At 66.7% G+C, this 17,808-nt stretch carries 16 protein-coding genes; 5 read left to right on the top strand and 11 right to left on the bottom strand.

Going from position 1 to position 17,808, the window contains the following annotated elements; translation table 11 throughout:
• The first annotated feature begins 155 nt into the window (after positions 1-155).
• Positions 156-689, top strand: coding sequence for a carboxymuconolactone decarboxylase family protein (locus DQW77_RS04890; RefSeq protein WP_181711199.1), 534 nt, complete (start codon positions 156-158; stop codon positions 687-689).
• On the opposite strand, the gene DQW77_RS04885 is transcribed toward DQW77_RS04890, so the two are convergent.
• A complete protein-coding gene (locus DQW77_RS04885) occupies positions 680-1,675 on the bottom strand; it encodes an ATP-binding protein (protein ID WP_147094930.1) in 996 nt (331 codons plus the stop codon). The two genes, DQW77_RS04890 and DQW77_RS04885, sit on opposite strands and share 10 nt — an antisense overlap.
• Before the next feature lie 115 nt (positions 1,676-1,790).
• On the bottom strand, positions 1,791-3,509 hold the full coding sequence (metG, locus tag DQW77_RS04880; RefSeq protein WP_113257070.1) for a methionine--tRNA ligase: 1,719 nt from the start codon (positions 3,507-3,509) through the stop codon (positions 1,791-1,793).
• A 197-nt stretch (positions 3,510-3,706) separates the two neighbouring features.
• On the opposite strand from metG, the gene DQW77_RS04875 reads away from it, so the two are divergent.
• Positions 3,707-4,984, top strand: a complete 1,278-nt coding sequence (locus DQW77_RS04875; protein WP_113257069.1) for an MFS transporter — start codon at positions 3,707-3,709, stop codon at positions 4,982-4,984.
• A gap of 252 nt (positions 4,985-5,236) precedes the next feature.
• Here the strand turns inward: DQW77_RS04875 and DQW77_RS04870 are convergent, their stop codons facing one another.
• From DQW77_RS04870 to DQW77_RS04860, 3 genes are all read right to left on the bottom strand, one after another.
• Positions 5,237-6,460 carry an MFS transporter gene (locus DQW77_RS04870; protein ID WP_113257068.1) on the bottom strand — a complete coding sequence of 408 codons (1,224 nt, stop codon included), beginning with the start codon at positions 6,458-6,460 and terminating at the stop codon, positions 5,237-5,239.
• A 114-nt stretch (positions 6,461-6,574) separates the two neighbouring features.
• On the bottom strand, positions 6,575-7,135 hold the full coding sequence (locus DQW77_RS04865; RefSeq protein WP_113257067.1) for a YceI family protein: 561 nt from the start codon (positions 7,133-7,135) through the stop codon (positions 6,575-6,577).
• A gap of 54 nt (positions 7,136-7,189) precedes the next feature.
• The gene (locus tag DQW77_RS04860) at positions 7,190-7,807 is read right to left on the bottom strand and encodes an ImuA family protein (RefSeq protein ID WP_113257066.1); all 618 of its coding nucleotides are present in this window, start codon (positions 7,805-7,807) and stop codon (positions 7,190-7,192) included.
• Positions 7,808-7,937: 130 nt separating this feature from the next.
• Between DQW77_RS04860 and DQW77_RS04855 the strand changes: the two genes are divergently transcribed.
• The gene (locus DQW77_RS04855; protein ID WP_113257065.1) at positions 7,938-8,981 is read left to right on the top strand and encodes an aldo/keto reductase; all 1,044 of its coding nucleotides are present in this window, start codon (positions 7,938-7,940) and stop codon (positions 8,979-8,981) included.
• Between the two features lie 106 nt (positions 8,982-9,087).
• Here the strand turns inward: DQW77_RS04855 and DQW77_RS04850 are convergent, their stop codons facing one another.
• Complete coding sequence (locus DQW77_RS04850; RefSeq protein WP_113257204.1) at positions 9,088-9,672, bottom strand: GcrA family cell cycle regulator; 585 nt, start codon at positions 9,670-9,672, stop codon at positions 9,088-9,090.
• A 126-nt stretch (positions 9,673-9,798) separates the two neighbouring features.
• Between DQW77_RS04850 and DQW77_RS04845 the strand changes: the two genes are divergently transcribed.
• The gene (locus DQW77_RS04845; RefSeq protein WP_258523672.1) at positions 9,799-10,602 is read left to right on the top strand and encodes an ABC transporter permease; all 804 of its coding nucleotides are present in this window, start codon (positions 9,799-9,801) and stop codon (positions 10,600-10,602) included.
• A 41-nt stretch (positions 10,603-10,643) separates the two neighbouring features.
• Here DQW77_RS04845 and argF read toward each other — a convergent pair whose 3' ends face one another.
• Positions 10,644-11,570, bottom strand: a complete 927-nt coding sequence (gene argF / locus DQW77_RS04840) for an ornithine carbamoyltransferase (protein ID WP_113257063.1) — start codon at positions 11,568-11,570, stop codon at positions 10,644-10,646.
• Positions 11,567-12,754, bottom strand: coding sequence for an aspartate aminotransferase family protein (locus DQW77_RS04835; RefSeq protein ID WP_113257203.1), 1,188 nt, complete (start codon positions 12,752-12,754; stop codon positions 11,567-11,569). Before DQW77_RS04835 ends, argF begins: the two co-directional genes overlap by 4 nt.
• 306 nt (positions 12,755-13,060) lie before the next feature.
• Between DQW77_RS04835 and gndA the strand changes: the two genes are divergently transcribed.
• A complete protein-coding gene (gene gndA, locus DQW77_RS04830; RefSeq protein WP_113257062.1) occupies positions 13,061-14,461 on the top strand; it encodes an NADP-dependent phosphogluconate dehydrogenase in 1,401 nt (466 codons plus the stop codon).
• 54 nt (positions 14,462-14,515) lie between these two features.
• Here gndA and DQW77_RS04825 read toward each other — a convergent pair whose 3' ends face one another.
• The 3 genes from DQW77_RS04825 to DQW77_RS04815 form a co-directional block, all read right to left on the bottom strand.
• Positions 14,516-15,595, bottom strand: a complete 1,080-nt coding sequence (locus DQW77_RS04825; protein ID WP_113257061.1) for a PLP-dependent cysteine synthase family protein — start codon at positions 15,593-15,595, stop codon at positions 14,516-14,518.
• Positions 15,596-15,747: 152 nt separating this feature from the next.
• A complete protein-coding gene (locus DQW77_RS04820; RefSeq protein ID WP_113257060.1) occupies positions 15,748-17,229 on the bottom strand; it encodes an inorganic phosphate transporter in 1,482 nt (493 codons plus the stop codon).
• 90 nt (positions 17,230-17,319) lie between these two features.
• Positions 17,320-17,778, bottom strand: coding sequence for an NUDIX hydrolase (locus tag DQW77_RS04815; protein WP_113257059.1), 459 nt, complete (start codon positions 17,776-17,778; stop codon positions 17,320-17,322).
• Between the last annotated feature and the right edge of the window lie 30 nt (positions 17,779-17,808).

Below are 17,808 nucleotides of genomic sequence, written 5' to 3'. Positions count from 1 at the left end.
CCATCCCCGCCGCGCCCGATCCTGGCCGTGGCAGTGCCGACAGCGGCACACTCCGCCGGCGATAAACCATCCGTGATGAGAGATGATCCGGCGGGTGATGGACGCGGTTCGCGGGAACTCCTATGGTTGATGACGAGCGTGAGACGAGGTGCCCCTTGACCGTCGATGTCGATCATTTGCTGGCCGAAATGCGCACGGTATATCCTGCCGGGCTTCCCAACCTCTTTCGGACGTTGAAGGGTAACCCGGCGGTTCTGTCCGCTTTTCTGGCGCTGGACTCCGAACTGGAGGCGCATGGCCGGCTGAGCCCGGCCGAGCGGTTGCTGGTGGGGCTGATCACCGCCGAGCACGTTGAATGCGGCTATTGTCAGGCGGCGCTGTCGAAGGAAGCCGTGGAGGCCGGCACGCCCGAGCCGATCGTCGAGGCGCTGTTGGACAGGGGTCTGCCCAACGATGACAGGGCGCGCACGCTTGCCCAGGCGGCGCGGCGGATACTTGAGCTGCATGGCCGTCTGCCATCTTCGGAAATCGCCCATCTTGAGCGGCGTGGCCTTGACGAGGCATCGCTGCTCGAGATCATCGCCGTGGTGGGCGAGTTCACCATCGCGACCTATGCCAATCACCTCAAGCGGACGCGTCTCGATCCCGAATACCGCAGCACCCCGGCAGCCCGGCCACCTCAGCCCTGATCCGGGATGGTGATTTCGAAGACCGTGCCACCGGCGCCGGTGCGCCCGACTTCAAGTCCGCCGCCGTGACCCTGCGCCAGTTCCGAGGCGATCATCAGCCCCAGCCCCGTACTGCCCGTGCCGGCCTTGTCCGTGTGGAGCTGGCGCAGGATCTCTTCGGGAAGGCCGGGGCCGTCATCGGAAACGGTGATGCGGGTCAGGCCGTCGTCCCGGCGTCCGGAAATCGCGATATGCGCCGCCCCGGCGTCCGAGGCGTTGCGCACGAGGTTGAGCAGGATCCGGTAGACCTGGTCGAAATCGGCGTCCAGCAACACCGCGTCGCCGGAGTCGAATTCCAGTTGCGGGCCGATGCCGCCGGGAAGGATCGTGGTGGCCTGGAGTTCCTCCACCACATCGTCGAGCATGAAGCGGGTGGGATCGGGTTTCTGTTCCTCGACCCGACCGGCCAGCATCGTCTGCTGGCAAAGTTGCAGCGCCCGCTCGAGAGAGCGTGACATCACGTCGGCCCCGGCGCGCACATGCGCGTCCTCGTGCCCGGCAAGGCGGTCCGACAGAAGCTGCGCCGTGGTCAGGGCGTTGCGCAGGTCATGGACCAGCTTGCGGACCGAGCGGCCCACTTCGGCCAATTGTTCGCCCCTGAGATCGCGGATCAGCACCAGAAGCTCCTGATCGCTGCCGGATGCGGGATGAAAGGCGGTGCTTCGGATCTCGGCCGGGACAAGCTCTCCCGTGCGGGTGCGGCACGACATCGCATCGCTTTGCCAGGCGCCGTTGCGGGCCACCTCTTTCATGAAATCGCGCAACCTGGGCAGTTCGTGCGCGTGGAAATCCGCGGCGGTCATGCCCTCCAGTTCGGTTTGCGTGTAGCCCAGCAAACGGCCCGCCGCACGGTTGGCGGCCTTTATGGCGCCGGACTCCGCATCAAGTACGAGCGCAGGATCCTGCATGCCGTCGAAAAGTTCATCAAAACTGGTGCTGCGCGACATCGGGTGTCCATCCTTCCGGTCCGCGCCCGGCCCTGCGAACGGTGCCACCGAGCCGTCTCACAGCACTGTGACAAGGTCAATCCTGAGCGTCCCTCCGGCCGATCCGGCGCGGCGGTCAGTCGCGGATGCCGGAGAAACGGGCCTGCCAGTCCTCGCGCGCTGTGTCGTTGATCTTGGCGAAAAGCACATCCGGTACCGTGAAGGCGTGGCCGGGCGGCAGGGTGCGCAGCGCGGACGCGACATCATCGGGCCAGCCGGCATCGCGGCAGTCCAGCGCCACGAGCATGCGCTGCGCGGCATCGGGGATGAAGGGCGCCGAAAGCACCGCGTAGAGGCGGATGAGGTTGAGCGCCAGGCGGATCTGCATCGCAGCGGTGGCCGGGTCTTCCTTGACCGAGGCCCAGGGGGCGGCGGATTGCAGGTATTCGTTGCCCTCCACCCAGATGGCGCGCAGGGCGGCGGCGGCCTTGCGGATCTCCATCGCCTCCATGTGGCCCTCGTAGGCGCGGATGCGGTTTTCCAGGGCTTCGGTCAGCGCCGCCTCGTCGGGCCCTTGCATGCCCGCCTCGGGAACCGTCTCGCCGAACTTGGCGCGGCAGAACTTGGTCACTCGCGATACGAAATTGCCCAGAACATCGGCCAGATCCTTGTTCACGTTCATCTGGAAATTTTCCCAGGTGAATTCGGAATCCCCGCCCTCGGGCGCGTGGGAAAGCAGCCACCAGCGCCAGTAATCGGCCGGCAGGATCTGGAGCGCGTCATCCATGAACACCCCGCGGCCCTGGCTGGTGGAAAACTGGCCGCCGTCGTAGTTGAGGTAATTGAAGGACTTGATGTAATCCACCAGCTTCCACGGTTCGCCCGAGCCCATCAGCGTGGCCGGAAAGGAAAGGGTGTGGAAGGGCACGTTGTCCTTGCCCATGAACTGCGTGTAGGTAATATCCGCGGCGCCCTTGTCCTCGCGCCACCATCGTTCCCAGGCGGCCGCGTCCAGCCCCCGTGCCTCGGCCCATTCTGCGCCGCAGGCGATGTATTCGATCGGCGCGTCGAACCAAACGTAGAACACCTTGCCCTCCATGCCCGACCACGGCGCGCCCTCGAACTGCGCGGGAATGCCCCAGTCGAGATCGCGGGTGATGCCGCGGTCGCGCAGCCCGCCTTCGTCATGCAGCCATTTCTTCGCGATCGAGGTGGTCAGGATGGGCCAGCCGGTCTTGGAATCAATCCAGGCGTCGAGACGGTCGCGCATCTTCGACTGGCGCAGGTAGAGATGCTTGGTTTCACGCACCTCCAGGTCGGTGGAGCCGGAGATGGCGCTGCGGGCCTCGATCAGATCGGTGGGGTCAAGCTGCTTGGTGCAATTCTCGCACTGGTCGCCGCGGGCGCGCTCATACCCGCAATTGGGGCAGGTGCCCTCGATGTAGCGATCCGGAAGGAAGCGCCGGTCGGCAATCGAATAGACCTGTTTCTCGGTCACTTCCTCGATCAGTCCGGCAGCGTGCAGTCTCGTGGCAAGGTGCTGGGTGAGGCGCGTGTTCTGGGCGCTGGAAGAGCGACCGAAGTGATCGAAGCTCAGGGCGAACCCGTCGGAGAGGTCCTTTTGCACCTGCCACATCTCGGCGCAGTACTCGGCCACCGGTTGTCCTGCCTTGGTGGCCGCCAGTTCGGCCGGTGTGCCGTGCTCGTCGGTGGCACACAGGAACAGCACCTCGTGGCCGCGCCCACGCTGATAACGCGCGAAAAGATCGGCGGGCAGCTGGCTGCCGACAAGATTGCCGAGATGCTTTATCCCGTTGATGTAGGGGATTGCCGAGGTGATCAGATGCCGTGCCATGTGTCCTGCGCCCCTTCGCGTCCGTTTGGCCCCGTTTAATCGCTGTGGCGCCGAAGGGCCAGAGCCGGTTGGACAAAGAAAGCCGCCGGGAGCGCGCGATCGTGTCGCAAACCGGTTTGACGCGGCCTTGCACGGGCTGGTAGCCGACACTCGATTCCGCCGGCGCGTGCCGGCCCAAGCCGCAAGGGTCCGCTGCGATGTTCCAGGTTCTCGCTTCCGTCTGGGCCCTTCTGCTGGGCATGACGCTGATCATGATCGGCAACGGCATGCAGGCCACTCTGATGGGCGTGCGCGGGGCGCTGGAGGGGTTCGGCACCTTGCAGCTGTCGGTGATCACGTCGGGATATTTCCTGGGGTTCCTGGTCGGCAGCCGGCTGACGCCGGAGCTGATCCGGCGGGTCGGGCATGTGCGTGTCTTCGCGGCGCTGGCCTCGTTCATCTCGGCAGGGCTCATCGCCTTTCCGATCCTGACCGACCCTTACAGCTGGACGGCGATCCGGGTGGTGCTGGGGTTCTGCCTGTCGGGGGTTTACGTGACCGCCGAAAGCTGGCTGAACAACGCCGCCACCAACCAGACGCGCGGCAAGGTCCTGTCAGTCTACATGGTGGCGCAGATGCTCGGCATGATCGCGGCGCAGGGGATGATGAACCTCGGCGAGGCGAGCGGATTCTTCCTGTTCGTGATTCCGTCCATCCTGGTGTCGCTGAGTTTCGCGCCGATCCTCCTGTCGATCAGTCCCACTCCCGCCTTCGAGACGACAAAGCCGATGAGCCTGCGACAGCTCTATGGCAAATCCCCGCTGGCAAGCATCGGTACGTTGCTTCTGGGCGGGGCCTTCGCGGCGCAGTTCGGCATGGCCTCTGTCTATGGCGCGGCTGCGGGGCTGAGCGTGGCGCAGATCACCGGGTTTGTCGCCGCGATCTTCACCGGCTCGATGGTCTGGCAGTTTCCCGTCGGATGGCTTTCGGACCGGATGGACCGGCGGATACTGATCCTTGCCCTCGCGGCGATCGGGACGGTGGCCACCGGGGCGAGCTTCGTGCTGGGAACGCGATTCGAGGTGATATTGGTTCTGGCCTTCATCGTGGGCGGTGTGGCCAACCCGCTTTATGCGCTCTTCATTGCCTATCTGAATGATTACCTTGAGATTGACGACATGGCCGCGGCGTCCGGCGGACTGGTTTTCGCTTATGGGGTGGGCGCGATCGTGGGGCCGATGGCAACCGGCCAGCTGATGGAGGTCGCGGGGCCGAAAGGGTTCTGGCTGTTCCTGGTGATCATCTTCGCGGCGATCACGCTCTACGCAGGCTGGCGGATGACACGGCGTCCGGCGGTGCCCGTCGACGAGACCGGCAGTTACCTTGGCGTGCAGCCGACAGCGTCCCCTGTGGCGCTGGCGGCGGCACAGGAATGGTATGCCGAGCAGGCAGAGGAACAGGCCGCGGAAGATACCGTTCCGCCGGCCCATGGGTGATGCGACAGGGCTCTTTCCGGTTCGGCAGGTGTCCCGTGGGCGCTGACCGTCGCCGGCGTCATTGGCGGGACAACGACAACCTCCCCCGGAGTATTTGGGGAAAGATGAAGGCACCCGGTCCGTCTTCATCTTTCCTGCAATACTCCCGCCGGAGGCATCCCGAGGCGGCGGCCGAAGGCCGGCAACGAGACAGGACTGCGCGCGCCCCTGGCGCGCTCCGCCAATGGAGACCGGCATCCAGGGGCCCGCATGTCAGGAGCGGTCCCGGCTGCGGCCGGTGAGGCGACCGATGATGAAACTGGTGCGCGGCGTCCAGATATAGGGTGTACGCGTGATGGTCGTGGGACGCGCATACATGCGGGTGATCCCGAATACAGCCAACCCCACGTGGCCCATGGCGATCATCATGAACATGGCGGGCGGACCAAAACCGTCGATCAGCGTCGAGGCCAGCAGCGGCGAGGCGATCGCCCCGATCGCGAAGAAGAACATGAGTGCCGCCGAAAGCTCGACCCGCTGTGAGCTTTTCGCGAAGTCATGGGCATGGGCGGCTGAAACCGAGTAGATCGGAAAGGTCGTGAGTCCGAAGAATACCGCGGTCAGAAAGATCCCGCCAGAGGAGAGCTGGCCGCTGAAGGCGGTGACAAGGCAACTGATCACGGCCGCGAGCGAAAGTCCGATCAACACCTTGCGACGGTCAAAGCGGTCGGCCAGCCAGCCCACCGGATATTGCGCCAGTGCTCCGCCAAGGACGAAAGCGGCGAGGAACCAGGCGATCTGGTCCGTTTCAAGGCCGACCCTCTGGCCGTAGAGAGGCCCGACCATGCGGAAGGCCGAACTGGACAGGGCGGCCACCACGACCCCGGCGACGGCGAGCGGGGAACATGTCAGCGCCAGACGCGGGCGCAGGCGCGGCGCATCGGGTGTTTCGGGCTGGCGCACCGTGGTCAGCGTGAGCGGCAGCAGCGCGGCACAGCACAGCAGAGCCAGCAGGTTGTAGGAAACGTAGGAGGCCGGCGCGAGCACCGATATGAGAAGCTGTGCCATGAGGTTGGCGCCCATGTCGGCCACCCGGTAAACCCCCATCGTGCGGCCGCGCGTGGCGTTGGTGACCTTTGCCTGGAGCCAGGCTTCGATTACCGTGTAGCAGCCGGCGACACAAATGCCGGAGGCGACCCGCATCAGGGCCCAGGCATAGGGATCGACCACCATCATGTGGGCCAGCAGCCCGATCGCCCCGGCCGCGGTGAAGGCCGCGAAGGCGCGCGAATGACCGACGCTGCCCATCAGTCGTGGCGCCCACCAGCAGCCAATGAAGAAACCCACGAAATGCGCCGAGCCAAGCAGGCCCACCTGCGCGGTCGTGAAGCCCAGGAAGACACCGGACAGCGCGTCGAGAGGGCCGACCCCGCCGGTCGAAAGTTGTAGCAGAATGACCGAGAGGAAGAGGGCGGCGAAGGAAATCAGGATGCGCATGACATTCGCAGCATCGCAGGCCCGGCCAGGAAGGCCAGCGCAGATTCGACAGTTCCGTGTCGTTTTCCGCGTCAGGCCGGCGTGCAGGTCCGTCCAGCCCGTCTCGGGGCGGCACTATTTCCCGATCCGGGCGATGATGCGCAGGCTGATCACGTCGCCCACCATACCGGCAAAGCCTTTGGCGCCGAAGGCGCTGCGGCTGATGCGGCCGGTCATCAGCACGGTGAGCTGGTCGAGTTCGTCCGGGGCGGTACCGCGCTGGCGGTAGAGCCCGGCGGCAAGCGTGACCGGTCGGGTGATTCCGCGCACTGTCAGGTCTCCGGTGACGGTGGCGGCGGACAGGCTGCCCCTGATCCGGGTGGAGCGGAAGCGGATCTCGGGATGGTGCGCGGTATCGAGGATTTCGGGCCCCTTCATGGCGCGGGTTGCGAAGATGAATCCCGCCCGTGCCCGTCGCGCGTCCAGCGTGACCGAGACGGTGCTGCGGCCGATCTCGTGGAGGTCGATCCGGATGTCGGCGGATTTGACCGGCATCCGCCCTTCCGTCGTCCGGCCCTGCAGGTCATATGTGAACGCGACCATGGAGCGCGCGGTGTCCAGCCGGTAGGGCAGCGGCGCGGCGGCGGCCAGCGACGCCGCAATGCAGATGATCAGCAGGGGCAGAAGTCGGTGCATGACGGTCCTTTCCGGGCAGGTGCAGCATACAGCCCCTCGCGGTGTGTGCGAGGGTCACGATTTCGTCAGCTGCCAGGCGCCGGGTCCGCCCTCCAGACGCCAGCACCGGGGCGGGGCGGTGCGCGCGCGGCGCCGGTCCAGCCTCCATGCGGTGTGACCGGGATCATGGGCGGGGGCCATGTGCCATCGTGTCTCGACCGCCGGCGCGCCGCCCTCGCCCGGTGTCAGGATCAGGCCCAGCGGCGCGGTGCCGTCCTGCGCGTTGCCTGCCCCGGATGCGCCCGTCTCGGCGGCCAGGTGCAGCCGGCGTACCGCGGTCAGGCCCGGCGGACCGGGCAGATCGGCCACCGCCAACGGTACCACGCCGCTGCGCAGCACCTCCTCCAGGGTCCAGAGCACATCCTCGGCCCTGTCCGGGGTCACGAAGGTGAAACGCGCGGGATCGGTGAAGGCCGTCATGCCGTCCGGGTTGAGCGTATCGCCCCGCCAGCGTGGCGCGATCCAGAAGACCGCCCCCCGTGAGGCGCCGGCGACCAGCATCGCGAAGCTGTGGCGCCCTGGGCCGCAGCATTCGTGCAGGCGCGCCAGCGGCAGCGTGACGCCGCCCTCGAGAATGGTCAGGGCGGGGCGCGGCAGGTGCGGCGTGCGGGAGAGAAGATGCGTGGAGGTCATCGGGGGAAGATATAATGTTCTTCTTATGTTCTCAATCCCCGATACCGGACAACCGGGGGTGACGCGCCGGGAAAAAACGCTAAGGTCGCGCCGGCAATAGATTGACAACGGCAGGGACAGGAGCCGCAACATGCAGATGAATCCTTTGGGCCGGACCGGGCTGATGGTGAGCGAGCTTTGCCTCGGGTCGATGACATGGGGCAGCCAGAATACGGCCGCCGAAGGTCATGCGCAGATCGACAGGGCGCTGGAGAGGGGGGTGAATTTCATCGACACGGCCGAGATGTATCCGGTCAACCCGATCCGCGCCGAAACCACCGGACGCACCGAAGAGGTCATCGGCGAATGGATCGCACGCAGCGGCCGGCGGGACGCGGTGATCCTGGCTACAAAGCATTCCGGAGAGGGCTTCCGCCATGCGCGGGGCGGGGCACCGATCAGCGCCGAAACCATCCCCGGCGCGATCGAGGGGTCACTGCGGCGGCTGCGCACCGATCACATCGATCTCTATCAGTTCCATTGGCCCAACCGCGGCAGCTACATGTTCCGTCAGAACTGGCGGTATGACCCGTCCGGGCAGGACCGGCAGGCGACCATAGCCCATATGGAGGAGACGCTGGAGGCGTTGCAGCGCGAGGTGGCACGCGGCACGATCGGGCATTTCGGCCTGTCCAACGAAAGCGCCTGGGGCACCGCGCAGTGGTTGCGCGTGGCAGACGAGCGGGGCCTGCCGAGGGTGGCCTCGATCCAGAACGAATATTCGCTCATGTGCCGGCTGTACGATACCGACCTCGCGGAGCTGAGCGTCAACGAGGATGTCGGCCTTCTGGCCTTCTCGCCATTGGCGGCGGGGCTCCTGAGCGGCAAGTATCAGGGCGGGGCGGTGCCGGAAGGCTCGCGCATGGCGCTCAACGGGGATCTGGGCGGACGCCGGACCGAGCGCGCCTTCGCGGCGGTCGATGCCTATCTGGGGATCGCGCGGCGGCACGGGCTGCACCCGGTGCAGATGGCGTTGGCCTGGTGCCGGACGCGGCCCTTCATGACATCGGCCATTTTCGGGGCAACGACGATGGATCAACTGGATCTGGCACTGGACAGCACTGCCGTGACCCTGAGCGACGCTGTGCTGGAGGAGATCGACAGTGCCCACCGGACCCATCCGATGCCCTATTGACCTGTCACGCGGGCGGACATGCTCAAGCGCGGGGCGATGGCGGCGCGTCCGGCGGAATGAGGGGCGGGGCGAAGAACACGTCAGCTGTGCGGTGCCCCGGGCCGCGTCAGCGCTTGCGGTCCCGGCGGCTTGACATCGGCTGGAACGCGACCCCGACATGGGCTTCGCAATAGGGCTTGCCGGATTGTACCGGAAGGCCGCAGAACCAGAAATCCTCGGTCGCCGGGTCGCCCACGGGCCATTTGCACGTTCGCGCCGTGAGTTCCATCAGCGAAAGGCGCTTGGCCTTCTTCTCGATCTCGGAAACCTTGGCAAGCGCCTTGGGGTCGATCTCGTTCGTGGAGGGCTGCGGCGGCAGCGGCTGTCCGGCCGGCACGATCCTGTCGGCGCGGCTTGAGACGGGCGCTGCGGCCGGTGCCTCGGGCGCCGGAGGGGCCGCCGGGGCGGCGGGCTTTTTCGGCTCCGCCTCGTCGGGCGGTGGCGTCGCCGCGGCCGGTTTCGGATCGGGTTTGGCCGGCGGTTCGGATGCGGGAGCTGCGCCGCCGTTGCGATTTGAAAGCCCGAGGCGATGCACCTTGCCGATAACGGCGTTGCGGGTGACGCCGCCCAGCTCCTTGGCGATCTGGCTGGCCGACTGGCCCTCGCCCCACAATTTCTTGAGCAGATCCACGCGCTCGTCGCTCCAGGACATGGCCATTTCCCCATCCGAAAGGGCGGCCCGATCAAGCGCGCCGCCCCGTAAATTTCATGCTGGGCCTATTCTAGTCACTCAGGGCTGAGTTACAAGGCGTCGAATCACTTCCGGAGGGACATCACAATGACGAATGGCGTTCAAATGGGCACGCGCCGTTTCGGGCGGGTCAACTGGATGGGACTCTACACGCTCTCGGCGCGCGAGATCCAGCGTTTCATGGCTGTCTGGACCCAGACGCTGATGGCGCCGCTGATCACCGCGGGGCTGTTCATGATGATCTTCTCGATCGCCATAGGGCCGCGCAGGGGCGAGGTCATGGGTGTCGATTTCACAACCTTCATAGCGCCCGGCATCCTGATGATGACGGTGATCCAGAATGCCTTTGCCAACACCTCGTCCTCGATCGTGATCGGCAAGGTGCAGGGCAATATCGTGGATACGCTGATGCCGCCACTGAGCCCTGTCGAACTGGTGATCGGGTATCTGGCCGGGGGCACCGGCAGGGGCCTTATGGTGGCATTGGCGATCGGGCTGGGGCTGCTGGTCTTCCTCGGGATCGAGGTGCGCCACCCGGTCTGGGCGCTGACCTTCGTGATCCTTGGCGCGGCGTTTCTTTCGGGGCTGGGGATCGTCGCGGGGGTGTTCGCCAACAAGTTCGACCAGATGGCGGCGATCACCAATTTCGTCATCACGCCGCTGGCCTTCCTGTCCGGCACCTTCTACTCGGTCACCGCGCTGCCGCCGTTTCTGGAGACGGTGACGCGCTACAATCCGATCTTCTACATGATCGACGGGGTCCGCTACGGGGTGATCGGGGTTTCGGACGGTTCGCCATGGACGGGGCTTGCCGTGGGCATCGGCGCGACGCTGGCGATCTCGGTCATCGCGTGGTGGATGTTCGCGCGCGGGTATCGTCTCAAGGCCTGAGGCGCCGCCGGGGCGCGGTGCCTGAAAGGCGGGCAGGGCGCTCACACGTCCAGGCACCAGCGCATGATCGCCTTCTGCGCGTGCAGGCGGTTCTCGGCCTCATCGAAGACCACAGATTGGGGGCCGTCCATCACCTCGCTGGTGACCTCTTCGCCGCGATGCGCCGGCAGGCAGTGCATGAAAAGCGCCTGCGGACCCGCCGCCTCCATCAGCGCCGCGTTGACCTGGTACGGGCGCAGCATGTTGTGGCGCCTTTCGCGGTTTGACTGGCTGTCATGCATGCTCACCCAGGTGTCGGTGACCACGAGGTCGGCGCCGGCGACGGCGCGGGCCGGGTCGCGGTCGATCTCGACGGTGCGGCCGGCCTTGCGCGCCAGCCCGACGAATTCGGCCTCCGGGTCAAGCTGAACCGGGCCGGTGAAAGTGAGGTCGAAGCCGAACTGTGCCGCAGCGTGCAGGAAGGACGCGCAGACGTTGTTGCCGTCGCCCGACCACACCACCTTGCGCCCCGCGATCGGACCGCGGAGTTCCCGGAAGGTCAGGATGTCGGCCATGATCTGGCACGGGTGGCTGCGGTCGGTGAGGCCGTTGATCACCGGAACCGTCGCGTGGTCCGCCAGTTCGGCCAACACCGATTCGTCAAAGGTGCGGATCATGATCAGGTCCACGTATCGCGACAGGACCCGGGCGGTGTCGGAGATGGTTTCGCCGTGGCCGAGTTGCATGTCTGTGCCGGACAGGATCATGCTCTGCCCGCCCATCTGGCGCACGCCCACGTCGAAGCTGACGCGGGTGCGGGTCGAGGGCTTTTCGAAGATGAGTGCGACCATGCGGCCCGCCAGCGGTTGCTCGTCATCCGGGGCGCCCCTTGGGCGGTCGCCGCGAGCGGCCTTCATGCGGTCGGCCGCGGCGATCATCGCCTCAAGCGCGTCCGGGTCCGTCTTGTGGATGTCGAGGAAATGGTTCATGTCGCAGCCTCCGCTGACGGGCTCAGCGCCGCGGCGGCCTGGTCAAGTCGCGTGATCGCCTCGGAGATCTCCTCATCGGTGATTGTGAGGGGTGGCAGCACGCGCAGCACGTTGTCGGCCGCCGGCACCGTGATCACCCCGGCGTCATGGCCCGCGCGGACCAGATCGGCATTGGGCGCGCGGCATTTCAGTCCCAGCATCAGTCCGGTGCCGCGGACCTCTCCGAAGATGTCGGGATGCGCGGCCACCAGCCCTTCGAGCTTCTGACGAAAGAGGCCCGCCTTGCGTCGCACGTCCGCCAGGAATTCCGCATCGGCGACGTGATCCATGACCGCGCAACCCACCGCGCAGGCCAGGGGGTTGCCGCCATAGGTGGAGCCGTGGGTGCCCGCGGTCATCGCCGCGCCTGCGGCCTCGGTGGCCAGCACCGCGCCCAGCGGGAAGCCCCCGCCGATCCCCTTGGCGACCATCATGATGTCGGGGGTGACGCCGGCCCATTCATGGGCAAAGAGACGACCCGTCCGGCCCATGCCGCATTGCACCTCGTCGAGGACCAGCAGCAGGCCCTTCTCGTCGCAGAGTGCGCGCAACCCCTTCAGGCACTGATCGGGAAGCACGCGGATTCCGCCTTCGCCCTGAACGGGTTCGATCAGGATCGCCGCGGTGCTGTCGTCGATCGCGGCGTGAAGCGCGTCATGGTCGCCCCAGGGCACCTGGGTGAACCCCGGCATCAGCGGACCGAACCCGGTGGTCATCTTCTCGGAGCCCGCGGCGGCGATGGCGGCATTGGACCGGCCGTGGAACGCCCCTTCGATGGCAATGATGCCGTGGCGCGCCTCACCCCGGTCGTGGAAGTGGCGCCGCACCATCTTGACCGCGAGTTCCAGCGACTCGGTACCGGAATTGGTGAAGAACACGGTATCGGCGAAGGTTTCCGCCACCAGCCGTTCGGCCAGCGCCTCCTGTTCGGGGATATGAAAGAGATTGGAGGTATGCCACAGCCTGCGGGCCTGTTGCGTGAGCGCGGCAACCAGCGCCGGGTGTGCATGGCCCATCGCATTGACGGCGATACCGGCCCCGAGATCGAGGAATCGGCGCCCGTCCGCCTCGGTCAGCCATGAGCCTTCACCGCTCACGAAGCTGAGCGGCGCGCGGTTGTAGGTGGGCAGAACGGGCGGGATCATCATAACATTCCTTGTCCAAGAAGCCTTTGAGTGCCGAAACACCGCGGGCAAGTCAACAATCGTGGCAGGCGGGAGGGCGGCGGCGCGGGCCGCGATCAGGCAGCCGTGACGTCAGGCGCGATGGTGCGGACGTCGAAGGGCGGAATATGCTCGGGGCGTGATCATGCAGCGGCCCATAGCGCATTCCTTCCCGCCCGTGAAGTGCAAAACGCGCATCGCACCGGCCCGCGCGGTGCCCGCCCTGCGGCCACTTGCGCCCCGGCGCCATTGCAATAGGCTGGACCCGAACGGGACAGGAGATTGGCGATGACGATGGCGCGGATCGGGGTCTACGGGCTCGGCACGATGGGCAGCGCGCTGGCGCTGAACCTGGCCGAAAACGGCATTTCCGTGGCCGTGTCCAACCGGGAAACCGACTGGATCGCGGATTTCATCGCCGAGGCGGGGCCGCTGGCGGCGCAATTGCACCCGCATGACCGCCTTGAGGATTTCGTCGCCGGGCTGGCGTTGCCACGGGTGATCCTGTTCATGATCCCCTCGGGCGCGCCGATGGACGCGATGATAGAGACGGTTGCGTCGATGTTGGCGCCGGGGGACACGATCATTGACGCGGGCAATGCCGATTTCCACGACACGCGGCGGCGGGCGGCGGCCCTGGCCGGGCGCGACCTGCATTTCGTCGGCATGGGGGTCTCGGGCGGCGAGGCCGGCGCGCGCCACGGGCCTTCGATGATGGTCGGCGGCAGCAAGCACAGCTGGAAGCAGCTGCGCCCGATTCTGGACGCGATCGCGGCCCGCCACGAAGGTGATCCCTGCGTCGATCACCTGGGTCCGGACGGGGCCGGGCATTTCGTCAAGACCGTGCATAACGGGATCGAATATGCCGACATGCAGGCGATCGCGGAAATCTATGGTCTGATGCGCCACGGCGCCGCCTTGCCCCCGGCCGAGATCGGAGGGATCTTCGCCGAATGGGACCGGGGACCGTTGCAGTCCTACCTGACGGGGATAACGGCGGAGATGCTGCAATATGCTGATCCGCATACCGGACACCCGGTGGTGGATGTGATCCTGGATTCCGCCGGGCAGAAGGGCACCGGCCGATGGACGGTCGTCGAGGCCGTGCGCCTGGGCCAGTCGGCCAATACGATCGAGGCGGCGGTGGGGGCGCGCAGCTGGTCCTCGGAAAAGCACGTGCGAATGGCGGCCGAGGCGGTTCTGGGCGGCACGAGGGGCGTTTTCGACCCGGGACCGACCGCGCTCGGCGAGGCGCTGCTGGCGGCGCGCATACTGGCCCATTCACAGGGGTTCCGGATCCTCGCGGCGGCGTCGCAGGAATATGACTGGACCCTGGATTTCGCCCGCATCGCCGAGATCTGGCGTGCCGGGTGCATCATTCGTTCGGCGTTGCTGGACGACATTGCGCGCGCTTTCCGCGGCGGGGCGCCCGAAGGTCAGCTGATCCTGGCGCCGGATGTCGCCGAAACCTTGGCGCGCGCCGTTCTGGCCCTGCGCGAGGTCGTCGCCGGCGCGGTGGTGGCGGGGCACGCAGTGCCTGTCCTGTCGGCCGCGCTGGCATGGTATGACACGATGCGGCAGGGCTTTGGCACCGCCAATGTGATCCAGGCGCAACGCGACACTTTCGGCCGTCACGGGTTCGAGCGGCTCGACACACCGGGGCGCCACCACGGGCCATGGTGGGACTGAGGCGCACTGGTCGGGCTGACCGCCATGGGAGGTGAGGTGCCGCGCGGTGGCCGGTCAGGGCATCCGGTATCCCGGCGTGGAGCGGGAGATCTCGGCCTCTTCTTCGGTCATGTCCTCGGGAAAGGTTTCGAAAAGCGGCGTGGTCAGGTAGCGTTCGCCGGTATCGGGCAGCATGGCCAGGATCACCGACCCCGGCTCGGCCCTCTCGGCGATCTGCATGGCGATCGCAAAGGTGGATCCCCCGGAAACGCCGGTCAGGATCCCTTCCTTTGCCGCCAGTTTCTGCGCCCATGCGATGCCGGCGGCACCGGCAACCGGAATCAGCTCGTCGAAATGACCCGCGTCGATCGCCTCCTGCAGGACAAGGGGGATGAAATCCGGGGTCCATCCCTGGATCGGGTGCGGCTCGAAGGCCGGGTGGCTGGCCGCGGGTTCGCCCGCGGCGTTGCGGTCCTGGGCGTGACCCGATCCGACAAGCTGCGCGTTGTCCGGCTCGGACAGGATGATCTTCGTTTCCGGCCGTTCCCGGCGCAGGACACGGGCCACGCCGCTGACGGTCCCGCCGGTGCCGTAGCCGGTGACGAAATAATCCAGCCGGTCACCCTCGAAATCGCCCAGGATCTCGCGGGCGGTGGTTGATTCGTGGATCGCGGCGTTGGCATCGGTTTCGAACTGGTGCGCGAGGAACCAGCCATTGGCCTCGGCCAGTTCCACCGCCTTGCGGTACATGCCGAATCCCTTCTCCGCGCGCGGCGTCAGGACCACCTTGGCGCCCAGCATGCGCATCAGGCGGCGGCGCTCGATCGAGAAGCTGTCGGCCATGGTCACCACCAGCGGATAGCCCTTCTGCGCGCAGACCATCGCCAGGCCGATCCCGGTATTGCCGCTGGTGGCCTCGACCACCGTTTGCCCGGGCTTCAGGCTGCCGTCGCGTTCGGCCGCCTCGATGATGTTCACCGCCAGCCGGTCCTTGACCGACGCGGCGGGGTTGAAGGCCTCGGCCTTGACATGGATCGTCACGTGATCGGGGCCGAGGTTGTTGATGCGGATGACCGGCGTGTCGCCGATCGTATCGAGCACGCTGTCGAAGCGCCGCCCGCGTCCTGATGTGCTGCGGATGCCGTTCTGTCCCATCTTCCCGTTCCTCCCGGTTGTCGAGGCCCGAAGGGTAACGCCACGCGGCGTGCCTGTCGATCTCGCATGCCGGACTTGGCTGCATGTGGTCCTTCACGCCGTTGCGCGCCGGCCTCGCGAGGCGCGCCCGCAAGGGCGCGATGAGCCGCCTCTCAGCCCGCGACCGAGGTCAGGATCGCGAAGATCAGCGCTGAAAGCAGGGCGGCGGCCGGCACCGTCACCACCCAGGCCGCGATGATGGTCATGAAATGGCTGCGCCGGACCAGCTTGCGTCGCCTCCGCTCCTCGGTCGGGAGAGCCGGTCCCGTCGCGCGGGCCGCGCGATGGCCGCGCAGGCGCCGTTCCATGTGCCATTCGCGGAAAAAGCCGACGCCAAAGACCCCGCCGACCGCGATATGCGTGGAACTGACCGGCAGGCCGAGCCAGCTGGCCATGATTACGGTGATGGCGGCGCTGAGGGCCACACAGTACGCCCGCATCGGGTTGAGCCGGGTGATCCGGCTGCCGACCATGCGGATCAGTCTGGGTCCGAAGAGAAACAGGCCGAAGGAAATTCCGAGTGCGCCGATCACCATCACCCAGAACGGGATCGCCACCGTGCCCGCGGCGGCCCCGAATTCCGAGGCATGAACGATGGCGGCCAGAGGGCCGACGGCATTGGCCACGTCATTGGCCCCGTGTGCGAAGGACAGCAGCGCCGCCGACAGGATCAAGGGCAGCCCGAACAATGCCTTGAGCGAACGGTTGCGGTTCTCCATGCCCCGCGCCTGGCGGCGGATCAGCGGAATGGTCAGCACATGAACCGCCACTCCCGTACCAATTCCGATCAGCAGGGCCGTGCCGACCTCGATCGAGACGATGCGCTTGAAGCCCTTGAGGGCCAGGTAGGCGGCAAAGACGCCGGACATGATGCCCACCAGGATGGGCACCCACCGGCGGGCTGCCGCGATCTTGTCGTCGCGGTAGATCACCCGGCTCTTGATCAGGGCGAGGAAAACCGCCGCGATGACGCCGCCCAGCACTGGCGAGATCACCCAGCTGGCAGCGATCGCCACCATCGTGGACCAGCTGACAGCGGCGAAGCCGGCGGCGGCGATGCCCGCGCCCATTACCCCGCCCACCACCGAATGCGTGGTCGAGACGGGCGCCCCGATCCAGGTGGCAAGGTTGACCCACAGCGCCGCCGAAACCAGCGCTGCCATCATGGCATTGATGAAGTCGCGGGTTTCGGCCACACCGGCCGGATCGATGATGCCCTTTGATATGGTCGCGACGACATCCCCGCCCGCAAGCAGCGCTCCGGCGCTCTCGCAGACGGCCGCAATCGCGATCGCCCCGCCCATCGTCAGCGCCCGGGCGCCCACGGCCGGGCCCATGTTGTTGGCCACGTCGTTGGCCCCGATGTTGAGCGCCATGTAGGCCCCGAACACGGCCGCCGCGACCACGATCATGTTCTGCGGGAAGGATCCGAATAAGAGCGCCGCGCAGATCCCCGCGGCCACCATGAAGACCAGTGCCACACCGGCCCCCACCATAGGCCGGGCGACGTGGGCCGCGGCATACTCGACATGCGAGATCCGCCCCAGATCCTTGTCGAGCGTCTTCCACTGGTTTTCTTGGCTGTCGTCGGTCATCCCGCACCGTTTCCCCCGTTCATGGTGCAAGCGCTATGGCGGCTCGGTGCAGGGTGCAACCGCGAATGTCATCAATTTGTTACAAAAGCGTTACAGGTCCCGCAGGATGGCTTTCAGCTCGGGTTCGTCGACGCGTTCGGCGGCCTCGGCCGGGCTGACCCAGGCCCGCTCACGCTCGCGCCGCTCGGGATACCGATCGGCAAGCGCGGTCACGTCGACCCGGAAGATACGCACCTCGACAGGGGCCGGGTACCCCTCGTCGAACCGCTTGTCATAGTGATAGATCCCGACAGGTGCGGACCCGATGGCGCTGGCCCTGACGCCGGCTTCCTCCCATGCTTCCTGCAGGGCGGAACCGGCGGCGTCCTTGCCGGGAACCAGCCAGCCTTTGGGCAGGATCCAGCGCCCGGTATCGCGGCTGGTGATGAGCAGCACCTCGCGCCCCGCGGGGCCGTCGCGGCAACAAAGCGCCGCGACCTGTATCTGCGGCGGGCGACGCAGCAATGGCCGGACCACCTCGGTCCAGGTTTTCTTCAAGCCTTCGGTCATGGGTCTGTTCGGGTCTGCTCGGGCCGTTTG

This window comes from Roseovarius sp. TE539, assembly GCF_003298505.1.
In the GTDB taxonomy this organism is placed as follows: domain Bacteria; phylum Pseudomonadota; class Alphaproteobacteria; order Rhodobacterales; family Rhodobacteraceae; genus Roseovarius.
The sequence above is the reverse complement of the archived record's forward strand: the minus strand, read 5'-3'. Positions and strand labels throughout refer to the sequence as shown.

Bases quoted from the DNA above. Each gene is read 5' to 3' on its own strand.
- DQW77_RS04885 (WP_147094930.1), bottom strand. From the start codon at position 1,675: ATGTCGCGCAGCACCAGTTTTGATGAACTTTTCGACGGCATGCAGGAT.
- metG (WP_113257070.1), bottom strand. From the start codon at position 3,509: ATGGCACGGCATCTGATCACCTCGGCAATCCCCTACATCAACGGGATA.
- DQW77_RS04875 (WP_113257069.1), top strand. From the start codon at position 3,707: ATGTTCCAGGTTCTCGCTTCCGTCTGGGCCCTTCTGCTGGGCATGACG.
- DQW77_RS04870 (WP_113257068.1), bottom strand. From the start codon at position 6,460: ATGCGCATCCTGATTTCCTTCGCCGCCCTCTTCCTCTCGGTCATTCTG.
- DQW77_RS04865 (WP_113257067.1), bottom strand. From the start codon at position 7,135: ATGCACCGACTTCTGCCCCTGCTGATCATCTGCATTGCGGCGTCGCTG.
- DQW77_RS04860 (WP_113257066.1), bottom strand. From the start codon at position 7,807: ATGACCTCCACGCATCTTCTCTCCCGCACGCCGCACCTGCCGCGCCCC.
- DQW77_RS04855 (WP_113257065.1), top strand. From the start codon at position 7,938: ATGCAGATGAATCCTTTGGGCCGGACCGGGCTGATGGTGAGCGAGCTT.
- DQW77_RS04850 (WP_113257204.1), bottom strand. From the start codon at position 9,672: ATGTCCTGGAGCGACGAGCGCGTGGATCTGCTCAAGAAATTGTGGGGC.
- DQW77_RS04845 (WP_258523672.1), top strand. From the start codon at position 9,799: ATGACGAATGGCGTTCAAATGGGCACGCGCCGTTTCGGGCGGGTCAAC.
- argF (WP_113257063.1), bottom strand. From the start codon at position 11,570: ATGAACCATTTCCTCGACATCCACAAGACGGACCCGGACGCGCTTGAG.
- DQW77_RS04835 (WP_113257203.1), bottom strand. From the start codon at position 12,754: ATGATCCCGCCCGTTCTGCCCACCTACAACCGCGCGCCGCTCAGCTTC.
- gndA (WP_113257062.1), top strand. From the start codon at position 13,061: ATGACGATGGCGCGGATCGGGGTCTACGGGCTCGGCACGATGGGCAGC.
- DQW77_RS04825 (WP_113257061.1), bottom strand. From the start codon at position 15,595: ATGGGACAGAACGGCATCCGCAGCACATCAGGACGCGGGCGGCGCTTC.
- DQW77_RS04820 (WP_113257060.1), bottom strand. From the start codon at position 17,229: ATGACCGACGACAGCCAAGAAAACCAGTGGAAGACGCTCGACAAGGAT.
- DQW77_RS04815 (WP_113257059.1), bottom strand. From the start codon at position 17,778: ATGACCGAAGGCTTGAAGAAAACCTGGACCGAGGTGGTCCGGCCATTG.